A 4021-nucleotide genomic window follows, 5' to 3' on the forward strand; every position below is an offset into this window, starting at 1 on the left:
GCAATGCCAGCCCTCAGGCGGCCAGCGCTGCGGCCAGCCGATCGCGGATGGCGACGAGGGCGCGGCGGTCGATCGAGGCCAGCGGCGCGCTGGCCCCGGCACTTGCAGCGGCACGCGGCGGCGGCGCTGCTGGATCGGCCGGCGCCGCTTTGCCGGACAGGGCCAGCTGGGCGCCGCGGATGGTCATGCCGGCATCATGGAGAAGGCTGCGGATCTGGCGCAGCAGCGCCATGTCGGCCGGGCGATAATAGCGCCGGCCACCGGCGCGCTTGAGCGGTTGCAGCTGCGGAAAACGGGTCTCCCAGAAGCGCAGCACATGGGCCGGCACGCCGATCTCGTCGGCGGCCTCCGATATGGTGCGGAACGCGGAATCCGATTTGTCCGTCACGTGGGCTCAGCTCCTGAAGGATTGCCCGGCTCAGCGGCGCAGGCGCGGGCGGTTGATCGCTTCGCGCAGCAGCTGGCTCGGCCGGAAGGTCAGCACCGTGCGCGGTTCGATCGGCACTTCCACCCCGGTCTTGGGATTGCGACCGACGCGCAGGCCCTTGTCGCGCAGCACGAAGCTGCCAAAGCCGGAGATCTTGACGTTGCTGCCGGCCACCAGCGCCTCGCTGATGCGGTCCAGCACCTGTTCGACCAGCTGCGCCGACTCGGTGCGCGACAACCCGATCTCGCGATGCACCGCATCGGCCAAGTCGGCCCTGGTCACGCTGCCGGCTGTCACTGTGCCCCCTTGCGTCATTGGCGATCCCCTCCTGCTGACCCCTTCTGCCCGTCCAGCCTCGCTGGCGGATGCCAATGTGACATCCGGCGGAAAGCTTGGCTCCCGGTTCCCCCCGAGGTGCTGCAAAGCCTGCCGCAACAGAACGACTTAAGTGGCGATGTTACGCCGGTTGTGGCGATTCGCCACAGCAGATTCTGCGCAGGCAGCTAGCGCCCGCCGCGCGGCGCGCGCGGCCTACCAGCGGACGGCCGCTGCACCCCAGGTGAAACCGCCGCCCATCGCTTCCAGCAGCAGCAGCTGGCCGGGCTGGATGCGGCCATCACGCACCGCGACGTCGAGTGCCAGCGGAACCGACGCTGCGGACGTATTGGCATGGCGGTCCACCGTCACCACCACCTGCGCCGGATCGAGCCCCAGCTTTTTCGCGGTGGCTTCCAGAATGCGCAGGTTGGCCTGGTGGGGCACCACCCAGTCCACATCGGCCGATTGCAGAGACGCAGCCTCAAGAACCTCTCCCATCACACTGGAAAGATTGGTCACGGCATGGCGAAAGACCTCCCTGCCCTTCATCCGGAGTTTGCCGGTGGTGCCGGTGGAGCCCGGCCCGCCATCGACATAGAGCAAGTCATTGTAGCGCCCGTCGCTGTGCAGCCGGCAGGCGATCACGCCGCGATCGCTGGCAGTGTCGCCAGGCTGCATCTGCGCTTCCAGCACGATTGCGCCGGCGCCATCGCCGAACAGCACGGCGGTGGTGCGATCTTCCCAATCGAGGATGTGGCTGAAGGTTTCGGCGCCAATCACGAGCGCGCGGGCATGGGCGCCGCCGGTGAGCAGCGCATCGGCGACCGTGAGCGCATAGAGAAAGCCCGAACACACCGCCGCCACGTCAAAGGCGACGCCGTGCGTCATCCCCAGCTTGTGCTGGACAACGGTGGCGCAGGCCGGGAACGTCTGGTCAGGGGTGGCGGTGGCCACCACGATGAGATCGATGTCGTCTGGCGTCAGGCCGGCGGCCTCCAGGGCCTGGCGCGCCGCTGCGGTCGCCAGGTCGGAGGTGAACTCGCCGGGGGCGGCGATGTGGCGGCGGCGGATGCCGGTGCGCTCGACAATCCAGGCGTCCGACGTGTCGAGCCGGGCGGCAAGGTCATCGTTCGACAGGATGGTTTGCGGCAGATGGCTGCCGGTGCCGATAATGACCGAACGGCGCTTCACAGCACCGCGCCCGCATCGGCCTGGCTGTCGGCGCCCAGGCTCATGTCGATGCCGTTCAGGTCCGCGCTGATGCGGCGGCCCACATCGTCGCGCACAAGGTCGTGCGCCACCCCGATGGCATTGGCGAGGCCGCGGGCGTTGGCGCTGCCGTGGCTTTTCACCACGATGCCGTTGAGGCCCAGGAACACGGCGCCATTGTGGGCATTGGGATCAAGATGGGCACGCAGCGACTGCAGGGCGCCGCGCGCGATGAAATAGCCGAGCCGCCCCCAAATGGAGGAGCGGAAGGCATTGCCCAGGAGGCCTGTGACCAGCCGGCTGGTGCCCTCTGCGGTCTTCAGCGCGATGTTGCCGGAAAAGCCGTCGGTCACCACCACATCAATGTCACCCGTGCCGATCTTGTCACCCTCGACGAAGCCGAGGAACTGCATCGGCAGGTGGGCGCCCTTCAGGATGGCGGCGGCGGCGCGAATCTCGCCGGTGCCCTTCAGCTCTTCCTCGCCGATGTTGAGCAGGCCGACACGCGGGCTTTCGAGGCCCAGCACGGTGCGCGCGAAGGCGGCGCCCATCACCGCGAACTGCACCAGGTTGGTGGCATCGCATTCGGTGTTGGCGCCCAGATCGAGCATCACCGATTCGGATTTCAGCGTGGGCAGCAGCGCCGCCAGCGCCGGCCGGTCGATGCCCTTCATGGTGCGCAGCGACATCAGGGACATCGCCATCAGCGCGCCGGTGTTGCCGGCCGACACGGCGGCATGGGCCTCGCCCCGCTTCACCGCGTCGATCGCCATGCCCATCGAGGTCGAGCGGGCGCGGCGCAGCGCCTGCGTGGGCTTTTCGGTCATCAGCACCACATCATCGCTGTGGATGATGCGGGCGCGCGCGGCGAGGCGCGGCCAGCGCTGCACTTCGGCGGCAATGTCCGATTCCCGACCGAACAGCAGGAAGTTGAGGCGCGGATAGCGCTCGGCCGCAATGTCGGCAGCGGCAATCGCCTCGGCCGCGCCGGCGTCCCCGCTCATCACGTCGAGCGCCACCACCGGGCCTGCCGGGGAAGGGATTGCCGGCGTGGTGCCTTCGCGGGGCTGAACGGTCATGGCGGCCAGGGATGGGCGGTGGCGGCTCTGGGGCCTGCCAGGCGCGTCAGGCTTCGACGGAAACGATTTCGCGGCCGTTGTAGAAGCCGCAGGCCCCGCACAGATTGTGCGGCAGCTTCAGTTCACCGCAGTTCGGGCATTCCTGGAACTGGGTGGCGACGAGCGCATGGTGGCTGCGACGCATGTTGCGGCGGGAAGGCGAGGTCTTGCGCTTGGGAACGGCCATGAGGCACCTGTATCCATGAAATCTGTGGCAGCGTTTGACGCCAATCCCGCGGTTCGGGCGTGCAGCGGCCACAGCTGATGGCCGGGCCCGAGCCCCGGGAAAAGGACGAAGCACGCGGCTATATTGGATTCTGGCCCAAGTGCAAGCTTTCAAATGCTGCCCGCCCATCGCGGTGAGGTGGTGAAGGGCGCGCAAATGGCCTCTCGCGCAGGCGCCCGGCAATCGGCTAACAGGTGAGCCGTGCTCGTCTCGCTTGCCATCCACAATGTCGTGCTGATCGAGGCGCTGTCACTCGAGCTGGACCCGGGACTTGTTGTCCTGACCGGCGAGACCGGCGCCGGCAAGTCCATCCTGCTGGATGCGCTTGGCCTGGTGCTGGGCATGCGCGCCGATACCGGCCTGGTCCGTGCCGGGGCAGATCAGGCGCGAGTGGTGGCCGAATTCAGCGTCGCCGCCGATCATCCGGCGCGTGCTCTACTCGATGCCAACGGCCTCGCCGCCGACGGCCCGATCATCCTGCGCCGGCAGTTGAAGGCCGATGGCGGCAGCCGGGCCTTTGTCAACGACGCGCCGGTGTCGGCAACGCTGCTGCGCGAGTTGGGCGCCGCGCTGGTGGAGATCCACGGCCAGCACGACGAGCGCGGCCTGCTGAGCCCCAAGGGGCATCGCGCGCTGCTCGATCATTATGGCGGGCTGGCCGCAACCGTGACGGCCTGCCGCACCGCGTGGGACGGCTGGCGGGCGGCAAGCGCGGCGGCTGAA

General features: G+C 68.5%; 6 protein-coding genes. 1 reads left to right on the forward strand and 5 read right to left on the reverse strand.

Annotation, left to right across the window (positions count from 1 at the left end; all coding sequences use genetic code 11):
* Positions 1 to 13: 13 nt before the first annotated feature.
* From GJV64_RS12135 to rpmF, 5 genes are all read right to left on the reverse strand, one after another.
* Positions 14 to 388, reverse strand: a complete 375-nt coding sequence (locus GJV64_RS12135; RefSeq protein ID WP_164157471.1) for a MerR family transcriptional regulator — start codon at positions 386 to 388, stop codon at positions 14 to 16.
* A 30-nt stretch (positions 389 to 418) separates the two neighbouring features.
* The gene (locus GJV64_RS12140; protein WP_164157473.1) at positions 419 to 742 is read right to left on the reverse strand and encodes an integration host factor subunit alpha; all 324 of its coding nucleotides are present in this window, start codon (positions 740 to 742) and stop codon (positions 419 to 421) included.
* A 216-nt stretch (positions 743 to 958) separates the two neighbouring features.
* Complete coding sequence (locus tag GJV64_RS12145) at positions 959 to 1936, reverse strand: beta-ketoacyl-ACP synthase III (RefSeq protein ID WP_164157475.1); 978 nt, start codon at positions 1934 to 1936, stop codon at positions 959 to 961.
* Positions 1933 to 3033, reverse strand: a complete 1101-nt coding sequence (gene plsX, locus GJV64_RS12150) for a phosphate acyltransferase PlsX (RefSeq protein WP_164157477.1) — start codon at positions 3031 to 3033, stop codon at positions 1933 to 1935. Before plsX ends, GJV64_RS12145 begins: the two co-directional genes overlap by 4 nt.
* Positions 3034 to 3079: 46 nt before the next feature.
* On the reverse strand, positions 3080 to 3259 hold the full coding sequence (gene rpmF, locus GJV64_RS12155; RefSeq protein ID WP_164157479.1) for a 50S ribosomal protein L32: 180 nt from the start codon (positions 3257 to 3259) through the stop codon (positions 3080 to 3082).
* A gap of 240 nt (positions 3260 to 3499) precedes the next feature.
* Here rpmF and GJV64_RS12160 point away from each other — a divergent pair.
* Positions 3500 to 4021: AAA family ATPase (locus tag GJV64_RS12160; RefSeq protein ID WP_164157481.1), on the forward strand; the 522-nt coding region annotated here is incomplete at its 3' end.

Origin of the sequence: Sandarakinorhabdus rubra, from assembly GCF_010994245.1 — a bacterium.
Classification (GTDB): Bacteria; Pseudomonadota; Alphaproteobacteria; order Sphingomonadales; family Sphingomonadaceae; genus Sandarakinorhabdus; species Sandarakinorhabdus rubra.

What these genes read in the sequence shown, in the direction of transcription:
- GJV64_RS12140 (WP_164157473.1), bottom strand. Translation starts at nt 742, where the DNA reads ATGACGCAAGGGGGCACAGTGACAGCCGGCAGCGTGACCAGGGCCGAC.
- plsX (WP_164157477.1), bottom strand. Translation starts at nt 3,033, where the DNA reads ATGACCGTTCAGCCCCGCGAAGGCACCACGCCGGCAATCCCTTCCCCG.
- rpmF (WP_164157479.1), bottom strand. Translation starts at nt 3,259, where the DNA reads ATGGCCGTTCCCAAGCGCAAGACCTCGCCTTCCCGCCGCAACATGCGT.